The organism is Rufibacter sp. LB8, from assembly GCF_014876185.1.
GTDB lineage: Bacteria > Bacteroidota > Bacteroidia > Cytophagales > Hymenobacteraceae > Nibribacter.
In genome coordinates this window covers 2,731,441-2,750,102 of sequence record NZ_JADALJ010000001.1, presented here as the reverse complement: position 1 = coordinate 2,750,102, position 18,662 = coordinate 2,731,441, and the positions used below count along the sequence as shown (strand labels likewise).

Below are 18,662 nucleotides of genomic sequence, written 5' to 3'. Positions count from 1 at the left end.
GATAAATATTGAACTTTCAGTAAAAAATGAAACATAATGGGCAAAAAAAAGCCACTACTTGAGTAGCTTCAAAATAGACCCGAAGAACCAGTTCTCCTCGGCTTTCAGCATGGTCTCCATGGTTTTGTCCACGTTAGAGGCCAGCTTGTTGATGTCGGTCACGGAGGTTTTGAAGGTTTTGAATTCAGGATCGTTTTCGTCGCCTTCCACGGTTTCTAATTGTTGCAGGAGTTTGAGCACCGGCTCCAGCTCGCGGCGCTTGCGTTCCTTGGCCACCTGGCGCGCGATGGTCCAGACGTCTTTCTCGGCAAAGAAATATTCCTTGCGTTCGCCGCTGCGGTGCTGCTTCTCAATGAGGCCCCAGTTGATCAAATCGCGGAGCGTCATGTTGGCGTTGCCGCGCGAGATCTGCAGTTGCTCCATCACTTGCTCGGTGGTCAGGGCCTCCGGCGAAATCAGCAAGAGCGCGTGCACCTGCGCCATGGTGCGGTTGATGCCCCACTCAGAGCCCAGTTTGCCCCAGGCCTCAATAAACCGCTGCTTTGCCTCTGCTAACTCCATGGCACAAATATATAAAACTTTTTAAACTTTCAGTATTTATTGAAATATACTTTTTGTCTGCCGAAAGGTTGTGTTTAGGCGGAAGAAATTTCAGGGATTTGTATGCTGGCTGGGCAGTTAGCTGTCCGTTTTCGGGCTCATTTCCAGAAACGGGCCCGAAAACAGGAATTCAACCTCGGAATTTACTTCTTCAGTTTCTCTTCATACAGGTCAATCCACTGCGCCGGCGTCATCTTAGAAACCAATTCGCCCAGCAAGGAAAACGGAATCTGGTCTGGCTTCTTGAACCGGATGCAGCTTTTGCCCATGTCCAGCTTGGTTTTGCTGTGCTTTGGGTACTCCGTGGTGAACCATTCCAGCAGTTGCGGATCTGCGTAAATGCCCATGTGGTAAAGCGCAATGAAGTTCTTCTGCGACGCAAGGCTGATAAACGGCAAGGGCAGTTCAGGGTCGCAATGATAGCCCGCCGGATACAGCGAGTGCGGCACCACGTAGCCCAACATGCCGTAGCTCATCTCCTCTGCAAAACCAGCAGGTAAGTTAGCCAGAATAGTCTCCCTGAGTTTTTCCATGGCCGGCTTGCGGTCCTCGGGCAAGGTTTCCAGGTATTCTTGCGGACTGGTAGCGGTAGATTGCATAGGCAATTGGGTTGGAAGAAGGAAGTAGATAGGGTACCAAATATAGAAAAAGGATTGGGTAATAAAAGCAGGCTTTCTACTGACGTTATTGACTTTTAAATCAGACGCTCATCCAGTTTTTCACGCATATCGTCCCCCTTTGAAGGGGGTAGGGGGATGATTTACTCTTGCTGATAATGTGTATTCCCGAGACTATTTTTTACTTGCTGCAATCTTATGGATGGTTGCTTCTTCACCAGACTTTTTCATCCCGGGCCTTCAAAGGGGGACGATATGTGTGGATATCATCAAGTCTTTACAGCTTACTGTCGTTTTGGGGCTCATTTTCAGAAATGAGCCCCAAAACAGAGTTTGTTTGCACCGTATGAAAAAGCTTAGGCCTGCTCTTTGGAGGCAAGGGCCGGCGCGCAGTCGTACCACAGCTGCACCAGGCCACTAGACGGAAACGTCAAGGTTTTCTTGAGGCTCAGATACTGTTCCGGTCGACCGTCTTTGAACAGGCGTATGCCGCTGCCCAGCAGGTGCGGAATGATGGAGACAATCACGCGGTCCAGGAGGTGTTCCTGCAGGAGGGCTGCCACTACCTCGCCGCCGCCGTCACAGTAAATGTCTTTGCCGGGCTGTTGCTTGAGCGTGGTGATCAGTTCTTTCAGGTTACCGCCGTAAAATTCCACGTGGCCTTCCTGCCCGGTTTTTTGGCGCGAGAGCACGTACACTTTCTTGTCTCGGTGCAGATATTGGGTTTCGCCAAAACTCAGGACTTTATCATAGGTTCTTCGGCCCCAGATAAGGGTGTCCACGGTCTGCTGGAAATCGGCGTAGCCGAAGTCCTCCCCGGGGCGTTCCACCAAACTCAGGAAATCCAGGGTATCGTCTTCTTTGGCAATGTAGCCGTCCAGGCTCATGGCAATGTACAGTACTACTTTTCTAGACATGCGGGCAACAGTTTAATGGTGAACCGTTTCACGGAAAAAGCACAGGTGGAGAATCGGCAGGTTTCCGTTTTTCGGCTAGTTTCTGAAAATGAGGCCAAAAACGCAACTGCTCAGATAAAAGCGGGCGCAAATTATTTTTAGTCGAGCTATTTTTCGGACTAGCCGTATCTTTAGGCGTGGGCGCCCAGCTGAGGGTTGCCTGTTTAGCAGAGAATTGTATGACAGGATTGGTTGCGTTGGCCGTGGTGGTGTTGGTGGTATGTGCGTTTTTTTACCAATGGGCCACGCGCAAAACCCGCCGGAGAAAAGCCGTGCTGGCCACCGATTTTCCCGCTGAGTGGCGCAAGGTGCTCACAGACCGCGTGGGCTTCTACCACACCTTGACTACTGACCAAGACAAGCACCGCTTTGAGAAAATGATCCAGCTGTTCTTATCTGAGAAGCGCATTACGGGCATTGACGTGGTCATTGATGACACCACCAAAGTGCTGGTGGGGGCCAGCGCCATTATCCCCATTTTTAGGTTAGAAGACTGGGAATACCAGAACCTGGGCGAGGTCTTGATTTTCCCCGGCAGCCTGGAGCGGTTCAAAGACCCTGACAACGAGGCCGTGTCTGAGGTGCTGGGCCGCGTGAACCCGTTCCAGAACGACCATTACGTAACCCTTTCCAAACCTGCCCTGGAGCGCGGTTTCAATGACATGGCCGATAGGCAAAATGTGGGAATACATGAGTTCGCGCACATGCTGGACCAGGCAGACGGCGAGATTGACGGCACCCCCGAAGCTTACCTGCCAGATGAACTGGTGCAGCCCTGGAAAGAACTGGTAGACCGAAAAATAAAGGAAATCAAGCGTGGACAGTCTGACATAAACCCGTACGGGGCCACCAATGAGGCCGAATTCTTTGCCGTTACCACAGAGTACTTCTTTGAAAAACCCATACAACTAGCTCAAAAGCACCCTCGGCTCTACGGCATGCTGCAGAAGATCTTCAGGCAAAATCCCAAGCGCAGGTTTAGCCTTAATTTCAGGGAACTGCTTAACCCCTACGGCAAGCGCCTGGGCCGTAATGAACCGTGCCCCTGCCGTAGTGGCGAAAAGTACAAGAACTGCTGTCTGTTGAAGAAAACGGCGGCGTGAGATGGTACGCTAATTTAAAGTTTTCTTGAAAGGCAACACGCAGCAGTACATCTTCTTTTATTGCTCGTAGGTGGTTTCCCCTGCCTTCTACTTTTTCTTCGTCTTATATATTCCCGTCACAAACGCTGCTCCCGAGCATATTTTTATTGTATATATTAAATTTATTTAAAATTATATACATATTGCATTTGATATCCGCAGAAACCTTTAGGGCCTTAATTCTTGATTCAGGCTTTTAAAGACTGAGCAATCTTTTTCTTAGTAAATCCAAGGGAATTAAACTCAGTTCCTTTTCCTGATTTCTGGAGAAACCAGATTGCTATAGAGGGAAGGTGCCACAAGAGAAATAGCCTTTGGCATTGCTTCTAAGAGCTTGTTTAAATTTTGATTTTGCAGGCGAAAAATGGTAGCAAAAGGTTCTGGCGAAGCCATTTTTGAGCAGCATAGCAGCGCTATGGTGAGAAAAAATGGTGAAGTCAGGTTCTTTTGATGCCATATTGCAGCGCAAAAGACAAATTTAAACATGCTCTAACGTTTCTGCTAGATATCACCATACACCATGACCCCCAGTGCCTTTCTTTGGGCAAGCACCGCCCAGGAAAAGGTGAGAACCCAACCCAAACTTTTAGTACACTTTTAACTGTCACCCAACTACCAAACAGCATGATTTTTAAGAAAGCATTCAGTTGTGTAGCCTGCCTGAGTTTGACCTTAGGTAGTGTTAGCCTACAGGCCCAGGCGCAGGTCAAAGCGCCTGCGTTGCAGAACATCAGAGAAGTAGCCTCGGGCACCAGCGAGTACAGCAGCCCGGTATGGTCGCCAGACGGACAGAAACTCCTGTTCACTGACCACCACAACGACGCGCTCTACATCAAAGATATGGCCGGGAACGGCAGCGTGAAAAAAATTAAAAGCGGCCAGGGCATTGGTTACAAAGCCCGCTGGACCGCAGACGGCAAGGGCATAGTCTTCTATGAAAAACAGACGTCTTCTGCCGGGGCCAGGTCTTTGGTAGAGAAAAGCATTGACGTAGCGGGCGGCAGGGAGCGCGTTTTGTCAGAAAATACATCCAAGCAAGCCAACCGTACCTTCAGTGCCCGGAAAAAGTCCAGCATCCAGGTGTACATCAACTCAGAAACTCTTAAGCTGGAGGCCAAAGACGGAAACGGCAAGCCCTGGGTTATCACCAAGGAAGAAGGCCAGTTCTACAGCCCCCTAGTGTCGCCAGACGGGAAATCAGTTATTGTGAATGAAGGCGCCAACATGTATTTGTATTCCATCAATGGCAACGGTAAGCGTAAAAACCTGGGCATGGGCCTGCCCAGCAGCTGGCTCCCAGACGGCAGCGGCATCCTCACCTTTGAGGACGAAAGCAAAGACGGTCACTCCATCTCCGGCTCAGAGCTTTATTTTGTGGCTGTCAGCAACGGCGCCAAGACCAAGCTCACCAACACCCCAGACAGAATTGAGATGTGGGCAGACGTGTCGCCAGACGGCAAGAAAGTTGCTTTCTCTGATGAGAAGTCAGGCAAGATCTACGTGGCAGATTTAAAACTCAAAAAGTAGCACCTCATGAAAACAACTATACTACATTCCTTTTTGAAAGCAGGAGTCGCCCTTTGCCTGGTTCTCTGTACGCTTACCGTGCAAGGCCAGGTGATTGTCATTGACCCGGGACATGGCTACAACGCCACCGGCGGCAACCCAGACACCCGCACCGAAACCGAGATAGTGACCGCCCTGGAAGTGGGACTGAAGCTGAAAGACCAGTTAAACAGCGAGTGTTCCAACTATACCGTAAGAATGACCAGATCCACCCGCAACGGCTGGATTTCCTTGGCCCAGCGCCGGGAACTTTCTAACAGCTGGAATGCAGACCGGTTCCTGAGCATTCACTGCAACGCCGGCGGCGGAACCGGAACAGAAACTTTCTGGTGCAACAGAACCACCCCCAACCAAACTACCAGTGCACAGTTTTCACAAGAAGTACAGAACCGCATGGCGGCAGACGGCAGTTGGGCCAGCCGCCGTTCAGTGGAAGACCTTGGCTACCTTACCTATCACTTAGGGGTGTTGAATGGCAACAATGCAGTGGGCGTATTAAGCGAGATTGGCTTTGTGGACAGAGCCACTGATGCCGCCAAACTCCTGGACGATGCCTGGCGAGACAAGTTTGCCGCCGCCTACGTGAAAGCCATTAAAACCAGCCTTGGCGTAACGTGTACCCAAGCTCCACCTAATTACACACAGATAGAAGCCGAAAACTACGCTACCATGGCGGGTGTAGACAAGCAAACCTGTTTAGACACAGGTGGCGGGGAGAACATTCACAACATTGCCACCGGCGACTGGGCCGCTTACAGCAACGTGAGTTTCCCAGCCACGGGCGCGTACACCATTCAATACCGCGTGGCCAGCCTCAGCAGCACCGGCATCATCAAAGCTGACCTGAACGAAGGCGCCACTGAGCTGGGGACTATCAACGTGCCAGCCACGGGTGGACCGCAGACCTGGACCACCATTTCGCAAACCGTGAACATAGCCACCGCGGGCACCTATACCTTGCGTTTACTAGCCGCGGAAGGTGGCTGGAACCTCAACTGGATCAGAATCATCAAGCAAGACGATGTGGTGACCGGCATAGAAGATGGTGATTTGGCCGAGGACTTTGACCTTTACCCGAACCCCGCCGATAACAGCCTGTCTGTAAGGTTTACCGGAAGAGCGGCCAGCGCCAACGTACTCAACACAGTGGGGCAGAAAGTACTGAGCCTGCCAGCGGTGAAGAGCGGCGAACCCATTGACATCTCCTCGCTCAAAAGCGGCGTCTACATGCTTGACCTGGTGATTGACGGCAAGAAAGTCATCAAGCGGTTCATCAAACGTTAATTGAAAGAATTGCTGGAGGGCAGTCTTGGGTGTACTTCGGTACGCCCAAGACTGCCCTTTTTTTATGCCCTTATACAAGGTCAAGCCTCTGCGAGGAATTGCGTTTTTGGCTCCGTTTCCAGAAATGAGCCCGAAAACGGAAAGTGAGTTTAGCTTTCTCCGGCGTACGCGCGCTCCAATGCGGCCACGTCTATCTTTTGCATTTTGAGCATAGCCTGCAGCACGCGTCCGGCGGCCTGGCGGTCAGAGCCGTGTAGCAGGCGACCCAGCGCCTCCGGAATAATCTGCCAGGAAACCCCAAATTTGTCTTGCAGCCACCCGCACCGGTCTTCGCGGCCACCGGCAGAAAGTTTTTCCCAGAGTTCGTCTACCTCGGCTTGGTCTTGGCAATTGACAAAAAACGATAGCGCCGGGGTGAATTGGTACATCGGCCCGCCGTCCAGCGCCATGAATTCCTGACCCGCCAGCACAAACGTACCTGTGACCATAGAACCAGACTGGTTGGGGTCAACGGGGCCCATGTGCTGCATGCTCTTGATGTAGGAGTCTTGGAAGATGGACGTGTAGAAGCCCATGGCCTCCTCGGCGCGGCCGTTGAACCATAGGAACGGGGTAATCTTCTGGCTGGGGTTGATTTGAATGTCCATGGGCTGGTGTCAAGGGAAAACGGTGTCTGTAAACCTAGTCATTTCTGGGGTGGGCATATTGGTCTGCCAAGAGAAATATATTCAAAGTTGGGCATTCCGGTGGTTGTCTCCTTTAACCAGCATTTCACTTACAGAACATCAAGCTGAACGGTAGCTAGCCTGGGCATTGGAGCGGGCCGCGATAACCATTTTACAGGAGAAGAATCTCGCGCTTTGTAAAGGAGTAAAAACCAAAATTCCCGTTTTCGGGCTCATTTCTGGAAATGAGCCCGAAAACGGGAATTTACTTTGAGAGAGAGAAGGGTTACTTCTTGCGGGGTAGGTGTATCTGGAAACCTATGTTCAGGTTAAGGCCGTTTAATTTATTCGTTTCAAAACGGAAAGATGCTTCGTCTGACTTATCATACGATAGCAGGATTTCAAGGCCCACGTGTTCATTTATGAATTGAGCCAGTCCTGCACCTACCCCAAAGAACTGGACCGTTCTGGAGGTCTCAGCATCAGAATACATGAAACCACCTTCTGTTTCGTAGTTTTCTCTAGTAACCCCGGCCCGGCCTTCCAGAAAAAACTTGGTGGCTGAAGCGCCAAAATATCCTCTTACAAACGGGGCAAGCCCAATGCTGGTGACAGAGCCGTAGGTGGAAGTATTATATAGAAAAGGAAGGCTGGCTCCTATGGCAAAATTATTCCCCGCAAAATAACCAAGGCGGGGCGTTGCCATAAAAAAGACGTCATCTTGTGCGCCCTCTGTGTCAAAATGCAGCGTGCCTGTGCCGCCAATAAGCTTGGTGCCTTTTTCTGTTTGGGCTTGGGCAGAAACTAAAAAGCAAGAAAACAGGACAAGCGTAAACAATAATTTTTTCATAAAGGAAGGGTAGGTATAGATATAGGATTTAAGATGGCAGAAAGGTAGAGCAAAATTTTAAAACATGGCTTTACAGTGGCGTGCTCCAACAATTGAATTTAAAAGTAACTGTGCTGCGGCACAAGGGTGTTTATTTAAGTGACCAGTAGACCACTCAGAAAGTTTATTCCCTAGCTGCTCAGAACCCAATCTTCTTTTTGTTGCTTGCTTCGGTAAAGGCCTTCTCCTGGAAGTTGAAGATATCGGCCAGGGCAAGGTCTGTGTCTGGGGTTTGGTGGCCCAAGGTCTCCAGCAGGCGGGTGGCTTTTTTGGCTTCCAGCGGTTTGAACTCATAGTTGGCAATTAGCCGGCCTTTGCGCAGCAGGGCTTTGTCTACTTTGTCAAGGGTGGTGTTGAAGGTGCAGATGACCTTGATGTTCAGGAAATCTGAGAACAGGCCGTCTGTGAGTTGCAGAATGGTGGAAACCACTGAGTTCTCCTGCACGCTTTCGCGGGTGGTGATCACTTTCTCGGCGTCTTCAATCACCAGAATGGCGTTGCGGTTTTTGAGCAGAAAAGAAATAAAGTCGGGTTTGAGCAGGTCCTGCACAAACTCGTTCTGGATAAAGATAAACGTGCTGTTGGGGTGCTTGGAGATAAGGCTTTTGATGTAAGAGGTCTTGCCGGTGCCGGGCGCGCCGTGCAACAAGATCAGGCCAGATTTCTCCTGCTCCAGCGAGGCTTCAATCAGGCTGTGGATCTCCAGGAAATCGTCGTTGTACAAGGCGGCCACGTCTACCTGCAGAAATTCGCACTTCACGTCTTCGGTGCTGAAAAAACGGTCATTGTGCGTGAGCACTTTAAAGGTGGGCGCCTTTTTCTCCCCGAACTTCTCCCTAAACGTATGGTTCAGGGCCAGGACCTGCTGCTCCAGTTCCTGCGTTTCAGCGTCATAATGGAGGTCCATGTACAGTTCATTGTTGTTCAGGGAAATCCAGATCAGCAGCTTCAAGGCATCGCTCTTGAACAAATACTGAAACGGATAATCCTGGGCCACATCTGCGTCTTTGTCATCCTCAGTGCGCCAGTTTTTGAAGATGGGCTTGAGCTGCAGTTTCTCCACGTCCAGAGTGGCCACGGCCAGTTCCATGTTGGCTTTGGTTTCTTTTAAAGGAATCTCCAGGGTGAGGTTAGACGGCAAGGTGTTGAAACAGAGAATGTAGTACGCCGACCGGTTAAAATCATTGTAGCTGTCAAAGGCATCTAAAAGCGTAGGCATGTATTGGTGGCTGAAAGAAAAAAGTGGAAAGTGGTGCATTGCAGAAAAACCGCGGCTACTCTTAAAGCAGAAGTAATTGTCGGGAAAAAGAAGGGCTACTGCTCCACCGCAATCTTCAGCACTACCTTTCTTACCACTGCTTCAGTTGCCAGGGGCGCGTGCACGTCATTGGGGAAGAAAATGGTGAAGAAACCGGCGGGAACGTCAAACCAGCTGGTAGGCCGAACATCAAAGAAATACACATCGCGCTCCGTGGAATACGGTTCTATAGATTCTCCGCAGGCCGAAAGGTCTTGCCAACCCATGTGATCCACGCCGCGCACCACGTACTGAATGTCAATGTAGCGCTGGTGCGCCTCCATTTTAGCCGTTTCCTTGGCCACACCCGGCCCGTCTGAGATAATAGCAAATAAGTCTTCACCAGCCAGTTCAATTTTGCCCGCGGGTAGGTTCTGGAGATCAGCGGTGCGCAGAAAGTCAAAGGCCTGCCGAAACAAAGGGTGCAAAGCATGATACCGGGCGGCGTGTTGGAGTGCATCTAAAACCATAAAACTAGGCGTGACGAAAAGTTGAAAATAGGGTAGGGCTGGCGAGTGTATTTGCCGCGTTCAAATTGCCTAAAATTAACACAAGCGCCAACCGAATTTTCTGTTTTTGGCCTCATTTCCAGAAATGAAGCCAAAAACGCATTTCCGGGCAATCCCTTTTCTGAAGGAAGTAAAATGGCTGCGTTTGTGCCTTGCACTAAATCTTGAGCAGAAGAACCAAGCAATCTTCTTTCGTTTTCACGGAAATGTTAGATTTTTTTTTCCAATTTAGACCACCCAATCCCTTTTCGCCGGAACCCATGAAAAAAATCTACGCCTTTTTCTCTCTTTGTGCCATCGTTGGCATAACGGCTTTCACGTATGTTCAGAAAGAAAAGTATGCCTACCCGTTTCAGGATCCTTCGCTTTCAGTAGAGGCTCGGGTGAATGATTTGGTGTCGAGGTTGACCTTAGAGGAAAAAGTTGCCCAGATGCTGAACGCGGCGCCGGCCATTGACCGCCTGGGCATTCCTTCTTATGACTGGTGGAACGAAGTACTGCACGGCGTGGCCCGTACGCCCTACAAAGTGACCGTCTACCCGCAGGCGATTGGGATGGCCGCCACCTTTGATACCACCTCGCTGCAAATGATGGCCGATTACTCCGCGCTGGAAGGCCGGGCCATCTACAACAAAGCCATTGCTGACGGAAAAGGCGGGCAGCGCTACGTGGGTTTAACCTACTGGACCCCCAACATCAACATCTTCAGAGACCCACGCTGGGGCCGCGGCCAGGAAACTTACGGCGAAGACCCATTTTTAACGGCTATGCTGGGTAGGGCTTTTGTGCGCGGTTTGCAGGGCGATGACCCCAAATACCTGAAAGCGGCGGCCTGCGCCAAGCACTACGCCGTGCACAGCGGCCCCGAGCCCGAGCGCCACGTGTTCAATGCCACTGCCACGCCCTATGATTTGTGGGACACGTATTTGCCTGCTTTTGAGGAACTGGTGGTGAACGCCAAAGTAGCCGGTGTCATGTGCGCCTACAACGCCTACAAAGGCCAGCCCTGCTGCGGAAGTGATGAATTGATGAACGACATTCTGCGCAACCAGTGGCAGTTCACCGGCTACGTGACCTCAGACTGCTGGGCCATTGATGACTTCTTCAAAAACCACAAAACCCACCCAGACGCCGCCTCTGCCTCTGCAGATGCTGTCATGCACGGCACCGACATTGACTGCGGCACTGATGCCTACAAAGCCCTGGTGCAGGCCGTGAAAAACGGACAGATCACCGAGCGCATGATTGATGTATCTGTGAAGCGCTTGTTCACCATCCGGTTCCGGCTGGGCATGTTTGACCCCGTGGCCATGGTAAAATACGCGCAGACGCCGGTGAGCGTGCTGGAAAGCGCCCCGCACAAAGCCCATTCGCTCAAGATGGCACAACAATCCATGGTGCTTCTCAAGAACGAGAAGAACACGCTGCCCCTCAAGAAAAACCTGAAGAAAATTGCCGTGGTAGGTCCAAATGCTGATAACCCCATTGCGGTGCTGGGTAACTACAACGGTTTGCCGTCTGAGATTGTGACCGCTTTGCAGGGCATCAAAAACAAAGTGGGCGCCGGGACCGAGGTGGTATATGAACGCGCTTCCACGTTTACCAAAGACACGCTGCTCATGTACACCAACATCACGCCACAACTGAGTTTTGAGGGCAAACCCGGCGTGCAGGCGGAGTATTTCAATAACATGGAGCTCAAAGGCCAACCCATCACCACACGCCAGGAACCAGACATCAACCATTTCTGGCAAGAAGGCGAAACCGTGGTAGGCAACCTGAAAGCGTACAACTTCTCGGCCCGGTACACCACTGAGTATACCGCCACCGTTACCGGTTCTATCACCTTGGAAGTAGACGGCGACGACGGGTATAGATTACTGGTAGACGGCAAAGAGCGACTGAACGCCTGGACCCGCAACCGTTGGGGCGCGAAGAGTTATAAACTTGCTACCAAAGCCGGCCAGAAATACCGTTTGGTGGTAGAATATAACCAGGACGGCGGCAAAGCCTCTATTCAATTACGCGCCGGTAACTACGCCAAGTCAGATTTCAAGGCCCTGGCCAACCGCATAAAAGACGCTGATGCCATCATTTATGTGGGCGGCATCTCACCGCAGCTGGAAGGCGAAGAGATGAAAGTAGACGAGCCCGGTTTCAACGGCGGCGACCGCACCTCCATCTTGCTGCCCAAAGTACAGACTGATTTGATGAAAGCCCTCAAAGCCACGGGCAAGCCGGTTGTGTTTGTCATGATGACCGGCAGCGCCATTGCCATGCCCTGGGAAGCCCAGAACATTCCGGCCATTGTGAATGCCTGGTACGGTGGTCAGTCGGCGGGCACGGCTATTGCCGACGTGCTGTTCGGTGACTACAACCCGGCAGGCCGACTGCCAGTGACCTTCTACCAAGGTGATCAGGATTTGCCCGCCTTCGGCGATTATTCCATGGAGAACCGCACCTACCGCTACTTCAAAGGACAGCCGCTGTATGGTTTCGGGCATGGCTTGAGTTATACCACCTTCACCTATGACAAACTGGAAATGCCGAAGAATACCCAGGTGAACAGCCCCGTGCAGGTAAGCGTGCGCGTCACCAACTCCGGTAAACTAGACGGCGAGGAAGTAGTGCAGTTGTATGTGACCCGGCAGGAAACCGGATTTAAAACGCCCATCAGAGCGCTAAAAGGTTTCGAACGCATTGCCCTTAAACGCGGCGAAAGCAAAGTGGTCACCTTCACCCTTCGTCCGCAGGATTTGCATCTGATTTCTGAGACTGGTACTGCCAAACATGTAGCCGGCAACGTGACCATCAGCGTTGGCGGAAGCCAACCAGACGCCGCCACCAAAAAGAGCAAGAAAACCGTGGAAGGAATTTTGGCCTTGAAGTAAAAAGGCGATTCACGGGGGACTTTTTTTGCGAGTGGTTAATTCCTCCTTCGTCCCCTTTGAAGGGGGTAGGGGAATGATTACATTCCACGGTCATCCTGAGCCTGTTGAAGGATTTAACGAAGAAGCATTTCTAATGTGATTACAACCGTCTTCCAACCAATATCCTCGCCGTTGTTGGTGTTATCACCAACAACCAAAACTGCCTGTCAATTAAGCTGCTACCAATTTAAAACAATTACCACTCACCACCTTCTTTACGCAATTCCTTCTTCCTTGCTTTGCCTGTGAGGTTTGTCACTTTTCTCCTTGATAATCAACCGAACCAAAAGAATCAAGCCCCCCCGAACTCACTGCCGCTCAGACAGGCGGGTGTTCATTCTCTAGCAACTAGCAAATGCTTTCTGTTTCATAGCTCACTTAGGCCACTGCCATTCATGAAGCCTTTACCTCTCCCTCCCATGCTCCGCGCACATCGCCTTCTGGCGACCCTCCGCAAGGCCGGTCGATTACTGCATTTGCTGCTTGAACCACTGCATAAACTTCCTCGCCCTTCAGGGCGGGAGGAAGAATAGCACTTTGCAGGCTTTTGCTGAAATCAATAGACCCGTGCTTTAGCTCGGGGCCCTTATGCATTTTCTGTTTTCGGCTTCATTTCCAGAAACGAGGCCGAAAACAGAAACGCCCAAAAAAATCCCTGACCGGCAGAAGCGCCAACCAGGGATTTTTATGTCTTGTACATCAGGTGAAGTTAGTCACACACACCATCTACGGAGCAGGAACCGCCGGCAGTACCTTCGGTCATGATGAGCGGCTTTTCTTCTTCCCACACTTTGTTCAGTACATCTTGGAAGACCTCAGTGGGTTGGGCGCCAGAGACGGCGTATTTGCGGTTGAACACATAGAACGGTACGCCGCGCACGCCCACTTGCTGCGCTTCGTAAATGTCTTGCTGCACGGCTTCCTTGAAATCGTCAGAGGCCAGCATTTGTTTAATGGCCGCGCCGTCTAAGCCCACTTCTTCGCCTAATTTGGCCAAGGTTTCCAGGTCACCAATGTCTTGGCCCTGGGTGTAATAAGCCGCAAACAGGCGTTCTTTCATGGCGTCTTGCTGGCCGTGCTCCTTGGCGAAATGAATGAGCCGGTGCGCATTTAGGGTGTTGTTGATGATGGCTTTGTCAAAGTCATAATCCAGGCCCACTTCTTTGGCCATGTTGGCCATATAGTCGTTCATCTGCTTGCCCTCGGCCTCAGAAACGCCTTTGCGCTGCGCCAAATACGCATGCACCGACTGTCCGCCGGGCTTGGGTTGCATGTCGGGGTCCAGCTGATAGCTTTTCCAGGTGACGGTTACTTTGTCTTTCCCCGGAAAGGCCTCCAGGGCTTTCTCAAATCTTCGTTTGCCTATGTAGCAGAACGGGCACACTACATCAGACCATATCTCAACGTTCATCTTCTTATCAGTTTAAATTGTTGCCAAAGACTCTTTGACGAAAAGCAAAGGTATCTCTGAATCTATGTACCTACAACAGTCAGGCTTCTGGATTTGTTCGCCCTAAGGTAAAAGCCAGTCAAATTGCCGGTATCCCGCAGGGAAGTGACATTTCCGTTTTCGGGCTCATTTCCAGAATTGAGCCCGAAAACGGACCCAGGCATGCCAGCATAACAGCTGTTATTAGTTGGCGGCGGTGGTGTCCTGGGTGTTTTGGTTGAGCGAGTCCAGGCCGCCGTCGGTACCTTCCACCAACGGTACCTTCCACCATGTTTTAAGTATTGGTGTTGCCGGTTTTCTCAGCGGGCGCGCTTTCACCGCAGGAAGCCAGCAGGAGAGAGGCTGCCATGCCCGCCATCACAAACATATTTACCGTCTTTTTCATAGTTCTTGAGGGTAAGCGTGAGAGATTTCTATGTGTTGAAAATCAATATTTTGAAACTAACTATTATGGAGAATAATCAACAGTCCTTCTGTTTGTAAGAACTTTTTTATTTCCGTTTTCGGGCTCAATTCTGAAACTGAGCCCTAAAACGGAAAAATATTTTGAATGCGTAGGACCCACCCCTAACCCCTCCGAGGAGGGGACTACCTGGACGAGTAGTTCTCTAAACGTTTAACCACGCATTTCAATTCCCCTCCTCGGAGGGGGTAGGGGTGGGTGCACTCGTTCAATTCTAGTTGCCTACTTCTTAGCGCCCGTATAGGCCACGCGGTACACCACGCCATTTTCATCATCTGAGAAGAGCAAGGAACCGTCTGTGTGCACCGTAATGCCGCAGGGCCGCCCGAACTGCGCTTTGTTGTTGTTCAACAAGAAACCCGTGATAAAATCTTCTATCTGGGTGGGTTGCCCGTTCTGGAATTTCACGCGCACCAGGTTGTAGCCGCTGGCGTCTTGCCGGTTCCAGGAGCCGTGCATGGTGGCAAAGGCATCGCCTTGGTAGTCTTTGGGGAATTGGGTGCCGTTGTAGAAAACCATGCCCAGCGGCGCGGCGTGTGCTTTATAAGTGAGCAGCGGGTTTTTGGTGGTCTTCGCGAACTCGGCCCAGGTCATGCCTTTGGGTTCATCTGCCTTGTTGGCTTTTCCGTTTTCGTACACGTAGGGCCAGCCGTAGTTGGCACCGTCTTCCAGGCGGTTGAATTCCTCTTTTGATTCTTCGTCACCGAGCCAGTCAATGCCGTGGTCAAAGCCATACATCACTTTGGTTTCTGGGTGCCAGCCAAACCCGATGGTGTTGCGCAGGCCCTTGGCGTAAATTCTTCGGTTTTTGCCATCGGCATCCGCCACTAGCATAGTTGCGCTTTCTTTGCTGGTTTCCTCGCAGGCGTTGCAGGTGCTGCCCACGCTCACGTACAGCTTGCCGTCGGGCCCGAACGCCAGGGTGCGATTGTTGTGCTGGCCGCCGTCGGGCAGGTCTTTCATGATTTCCTTGAGGGAACCCAGCGTGCCGTCTTTGTTGATGTCGGCGGTATAGACTTCGTTTACGGTAATCAAATAGGCTTTTCCATCGCGGAGCGCGATGCCGTGCATGTTCTCTTTCTGGGCCACTACTTTGCTCACTTCGGCGGTACCGTCTTTGTTTTTGTCCTGGAGCATGGTCACCGTGCCGGCCTCGCGGCTGGTCACATATACCGTGCCGTCTGGGCTTACGGCTAGCATGCGGGGTTTGCCCAGGTTCTCAGCGTATTTAGTGACGGTGAACCCGGCAGGCACTTTGAGTTGGCGCATATTAGCGTATGTGGGCTCCAGCACGGCGGGTTTGAAGATGTGGCCTTGCATGCTTTCTGTAATGGCGGCTTTTTTAACCTGGGCCTGTGAAGAAACTGAAAGCAGCAGCGCGGCCGGAAGCAAAGCCAGCAATCGGGGGAAATTATTTTTCATGGGTTTGGATGTTCATGCCGGAGCAGAATGCGTATGCAAGTCCGGTCTGGGTTAATTTTAACAATTCAATTACACTTTATAACTTGTTTAGGGTTGTTTGGTTACAAAGACGGCTGAAACGCCTTGCAAAACCCTTCTTCTGCTTCTATGAAATACCTGTTGACGTGCCTGTTGCTGCTTTCCTTTCTATCGGTTGCCGCCCAAACCACCCTCACCGGCCGCGTGCTGCACGCCACAACCAGACAACCGGTGCAGGCGGCCAGCATTGGCCTTTTAGGTTCTACCGCGGGCACCTTGTCAGATGCGCAGGGCAATTTTATACTGGGGCTTCCGGCTGGCGCCGATTCTCTGGTGGTTTCCAGCCTGGGCTTCCAAACCAAGACAGTGGCGGTGGCCTCGTTGAAAAATCCCGTGCTGGTGCTTTTGGCGCCTACTGCTACCAGCCTGCAGGAAGTGGTGGTGACCGGGTATGAAACGCGTCGGCCGCTGCTCCAAACGGCCGGTGCCATTGGGCTGTTGTCTAGCCGTGACTTGCAGCGTTTCTCAGAGACTACCTTGGTGCCCGCGCTCAACACCTTGCCTGGCGTGCGCATGGAAGAAAGGGCCACCGCCAGTTACCGCTTGTCTATACGCGGCAGCAGCTTGCGGGCGCCCTACGGCGTGCGCAACGTGAAAGTGTACCTCAATGAAATCCCGATGCTAGAGGCCAACGGCACCATTCCTTTGAACATGCTGGACGCCGCCACCATAGGTTCTGTGGAAGTGATCAAAGGCCCCGGCGGAAGCGTGTACGGCGCGGGCACCGGCGGCACAGTGCTGCTGGAAACCGCCCGTACCCAGGAAAGCAGCGCCAGCGTAGGCGGATTGGTAGGAAGCTATGGGTTGAAGAAAGGGTTTGCCGCTGCCAATGTAGCCACTGAGAACTCCAACCTGCAACTGCGCTACGACCGCCAAACTCTGGACGGCTACCGCGAACAAAGCGCCATGGACCGGCAGACGCTTTTGCTTTCGGGGCAGTTTTACCCTAGTCAGAAACAGACGCTTTCGTTTCATGCGCTGTACTCAGATTTGTTTTACGAGTTGCCCGGCGCGCTCACACAGGCCCAGTTCAATGACAATCCCAGAGCCGCGCGTCAGGTGAACAAAGACCAGCGCGCCGCTATCAATGTGGAAGGTCTGAATCTGGGCTTGGTACACACGTATCATTTCAACGACAACTGGAGCAACACTACGGCCTTGTTCGGGGTTTTCAGCTTTCTGGACCACCCCTTCGTGACCGATTATGAACGGAACCTGAACCAGAGTTTTGGCGGACGTACGCGCACCACGTACCGCACGCAGCTGGGTACTTGGGCCACCCGTTTCACGCTGGGCGCCGAAGCCCACCAACGCTTTGTCAACGCCCGCCAATACAAGAACAACGCCGGCGTGCCCGGCGTATTGAATTATGACGATGAAGTGACCGTGCGCGAAGGCTTTGTGTTCGGCCAGGCCGAGGTGGATTTGCCTTTGGATTTTCTGTTGACCGTAGGGGCCAGCCTGAACAAACTCACCTATGGCATTGCCCGCGTTTCTGATGCCGCCACTAATTCCAATTTCACCCAGAAAAGAAGCTTAGACGCCACGTTTTCGCCGAGGGTGGGCTTGGTGAAAGTCTTGTCGCCGGTCTTGTCAGCGCACGGTTCCATTAGCGCCGGTTTCTCACCACCCACTGAGGCCGAGATTCGTCCGTCTGACGGCAGCATCAACACGGCCCTGGAGCCGGAGCGCGGCTTGAACTATGAACTGGGCCTGCGCGGAAGTCTGTGGCAGCGCCGCTTTACCTATGATTTGGTGGGCTTCTACTTCAACTTAGATGAAACCATTGTGAGTCGCACCACGCCGTCGGGGGTAGCCGTATTCGCTAACGCGGGAGCCACCAAACAGCAGGGCGTGGAAGTTGCCTCCAGTTTTTTGGTGGTAGACAAGTCGCAGGCCTTGGTGACCTTGGTGAAAGTCTGGGGCACGTACACCTACAACCGGTTCAAGTTCCAAGACTACCAGCAGAACGAGAAAGACTTCTCCGGCAACCGCCTCACCGGTACCGCGCCACACGTAGCCGTAGCCGGGGTAGACGCAGAATTGAATGTGGGCTTTTATCTCAACGCCACCGCTACCTATTCAGATAACGTTCCCCTGAACGACGCCAACACCGTGTATGCGCCGGAGTATTATATTTTTGGCGCCCGCGCCGGGTTCAGGAAAGTCTTTGCCCAAAAATGGGGGGTGGATTTTTACGGCGGCGTAGACAATACCACAGACAGAGATTACAGCCTGGGTAATGATTTGAATGGCTTCGGGAACCGGTATTTTCAGGCAGCGCCAGGCAGGAATTTTTATTCAGGCTTGCAATTAAAGCGCTTGTTCTAGGAAGTACGTTTTCGGGCTCTGTTTTGGAAATGAAGCCAAAAACGAAGAATTGCTGCTTGTAAATACCAGGCACCGCCTTGTCTCTCATGCCTTGCCGTCTTCTGCCCTTGGAGTGTTGATACTCTCCTTTTGAAAAGGGCTAAGGGGGATGTTTACACTGATTTTTTATTTCTCTGGTTCAAGTTTTCAACTTGGACCTATCCATGACCTGAAGTTTTAAACTTCGGTGAGGCGTCAGCCTCAAAGCACCCACTGCGGCTTTTTTTGTTATTGATGCGTCCGTTGTTGGTGTTCTCACCAACGACCAAGACGGCCTTTCAAAAAAGGATTTGGCACCTAAAACCGGCCTTCCCTAATTCCCATCTTTCTTACTTCGCCTCCCAGGTTTGTCAGGTTGATCCTTGATAATCAACCTAACCAAAAGAATCAAGAACCCCCGAACTCGCTGCCGCTCAGACAGGCG

The 18,662-nt window shown here is 51.8% G+C and carries 15 protein-coding genes; 5 read left to right on the top strand and 10 right to left on the bottom strand.

Annotated elements, in window-relative coordinates; all coding sequences use genetic code 11:
• Window positions 1-54: 54 nt before the first annotated feature.
• The 3 genes from IMY23_RS11565 to IMY23_RS11555 form a co-directional block, all read right to left on the bottom strand.
• Window positions 55-561, bottom strand: coding sequence for a GbsR/MarR family transcriptional regulator (locus tag IMY23_RS11565; RefSeq protein ID WP_192822237.1), 507 nt, complete (start codon window positions 559-561; stop codon window positions 55-57).
• Window positions 562-743: 182 nt separating this feature from the next.
• Window positions 744-1,199: a DUF1801 domain-containing protein gene (locus tag IMY23_RS11560; RefSeq protein ID WP_192822236.1), complete on the bottom strand. Its 456-nt coding sequence runs from the start codon at window positions 1,197-1,199 to the stop codon at window positions 744-746.
• Between the two features lie 374 nt (window positions 1,200-1,573).
• Window positions 1,574-2,134: a dihydrofolate reductase family protein gene (locus tag IMY23_RS11555; RefSeq protein ID WP_192822235.1), complete on the bottom strand. Its 561-nt coding sequence runs from the start codon at window positions 2,132-2,134 to the stop codon at window positions 1,574-1,576.
• 218 nt (window positions 2,135-2,352) lie between these two features.
• On the opposite strand from IMY23_RS11555, the gene IMY23_RS11550 reads away from it, so the two are divergent.
• Window positions 2,353-3,276, top strand: a complete 924-nt coding sequence (locus IMY23_RS11550) for a zinc-dependent peptidase (RefSeq protein WP_192822234.1) — start codon at window positions 2,353-2,355, stop codon at window positions 3,274-3,276.
• Between the two features lie 282 nt (window positions 3,277-3,558).
• Here IMY23_RS11550 and IMY23_RS11545 read toward each other — a convergent pair whose 3' ends face one another.
• Window positions 3,559-3,801 (bottom strand): hypothetical protein, encoded by a 243-nt coding sequence (locus IMY23_RS11545; RefSeq protein WP_192822233.1) that lies wholly within the window; start codon window positions 3,799-3,801, stop codon window positions 3,559-3,561.
• Between the two features lie 138 nt (window positions 3,802-3,939).
• Here IMY23_RS11545 and IMY23_RS11540 point away from each other — a divergent pair, with 138 nt between their 5' ends.
• Together IMY23_RS11540 and IMY23_RS11535 are read left to right on the top strand one after the other, a co-directional pair.
• Window positions 3,940-4,842, top strand: a complete 903-nt coding sequence (locus IMY23_RS11540) for a PD40 domain-containing protein (RefSeq protein ID WP_192822232.1) — start codon at window positions 3,940-3,942, stop codon at window positions 4,840-4,842.
• A gap of 6 nt (window positions 4,843-4,848) precedes the next feature.
• Window positions 4,849-6,165 carry an N-acetylmuramoyl-L-alanine amidase gene (locus IMY23_RS11535; RefSeq protein ID WP_192822231.1) on the top strand — a complete coding sequence of 439 codons (1,317 nt, stop codon included), beginning with the start codon at window positions 4,849-4,851 and terminating at the stop codon, window positions 6,163-6,165.
• 149 nt (window positions 6,166-6,314) lie between these two features.
• Here the strand turns inward: IMY23_RS11535 and IMY23_RS11530 are convergent, their stop codons facing one another.
• The 4 genes from IMY23_RS11530 to IMY23_RS11515 form a co-directional block, all read right to left on the bottom strand.
• Window positions 6,315-6,812, bottom strand: coding sequence for a VOC family protein (locus IMY23_RS11530; protein ID WP_192822230.1), 498 nt, complete (start codon window positions 6,810-6,812; stop codon window positions 6,315-6,317).
• 304 nt (window positions 6,813-7,116) lie between these two features.
• Window positions 7,117-7,680, bottom strand: a complete 564-nt coding sequence (locus tag IMY23_RS11525) for an outer membrane beta-barrel protein (protein ID WP_192822229.1) — start codon at window positions 7,678-7,680, stop codon at window positions 7,117-7,119.
• 178 nt (window positions 7,681-7,858) lie between these two features.
• Window positions 7,859-8,938, bottom strand: a complete 1,080-nt coding sequence (locus IMY23_RS11520; protein ID WP_192822228.1) for an AAA family ATPase — start codon at window positions 8,936-8,938, stop codon at window positions 7,859-7,861.
• 95 nt (window positions 8,939-9,033) lie between these two features.
• Window positions 9,034-9,486, bottom strand: coding sequence for a YhcH/YjgK/YiaL family protein (locus IMY23_RS11515; protein ID WP_192822227.1), 453 nt, complete (start codon window positions 9,484-9,486; stop codon window positions 9,034-9,036).
• A gap of 299 nt (window positions 9,487-9,785) precedes the next feature.
• Here IMY23_RS11515 and IMY23_RS11510 point away from each other — a divergent pair, with 299 nt between their 5' ends.
• The gene (locus IMY23_RS11510; RefSeq protein ID WP_192822226.1) at window positions 9,786-12,416 is read left to right on the top strand and encodes a glycoside hydrolase family 3 C-terminal domain-containing protein; all 2,631 of its coding nucleotides are present in this window, start codon (window positions 9,786-9,788) and stop codon (window positions 12,414-12,416) included.
• A gap of 748 nt (window positions 12,417-13,164) precedes the next feature.
• On the opposite strand, the gene IMY23_RS11505 is transcribed toward IMY23_RS11510, so the two are convergent.
• Window positions 13,165-13,866 carry a DsbA family oxidoreductase gene (locus IMY23_RS11505; RefSeq protein ID WP_192822225.1) on the bottom strand — a complete coding sequence of 234 codons (702 nt, stop codon included), beginning with the start codon at window positions 13,864-13,866 and terminating at the stop codon, window positions 13,165-13,167.
• A gap of 724 nt (window positions 13,867-14,590) precedes the next feature.
• The gene (locus IMY23_RS11500; RefSeq protein WP_192822224.1) at window positions 14,591-15,790 is read right to left on the bottom strand and encodes a sorbosone dehydrogenase family protein; all 1,200 of its coding nucleotides are present in this window, start codon (window positions 15,788-15,790) and stop codon (window positions 14,591-14,593) included.
• A gap of 147 nt (window positions 15,791-15,937) precedes the next feature.
• Between IMY23_RS11500 and IMY23_RS11495 the strand changes: the two genes are divergently transcribed.
• Window positions 15,938-18,199, top strand: coding sequence for a TonB-dependent receptor (locus IMY23_RS11495; RefSeq protein ID WP_192822223.1), 2,262 nt, complete (start codon window positions 15,938-15,940; stop codon window positions 18,197-18,199).
• Window positions 18,200-18,662 lie beyond the last annotated feature (463 nt).